At 45.9% G+C, this 281-nt stretch carries 1 protein-coding gene; it reads left to right on the top strand.

What is annotated here, in order from left to right; all coding sequences use genetic code 11:
• The coding region (locus B3182_RS11415; RefSeq protein ID WP_292752803.1) for a TSUP family transporter at nt 1-264 on the top strand (264 nt) is incomplete at its 5' end.
• Nucleotides 265-281 lie beyond the last annotated feature (17 nt).

Raw genomic sequence — 281 nt, forward strand, 5'->3', positions numbered from 1 at the left:
ATATTATGGTTTGGCATGGATTACCAGCGGGCCGTTGCTTACACGCTGATTCTGGTTGGATTATTTTGGAATGGTGCAGGCGCGATTACATTGGGTATTCTAGGCGAAATACAATGGGACTGGCTTCCTGCGTTACTGTTAGGATCGTTATTGGGTGGTTATCTGGGATCCCATTTGGCGTTGCGTTGGGGCAACCGCTGGATAAAACGCAGCTTTGAAATTGTGACCTTATTAATTGCTATCAGATTAATTTGGGGGCCCTAGGGTCTGTTGATCTTTCA

Source organism: Methylophaga sp. UBA4204 (genome assembly GCF_002379485.1).
Lineage (GTDB): Bacteria > Pseudomonadota > Gammaproteobacteria > Nitrosococcales > Methylophagaceae > Methylophaga.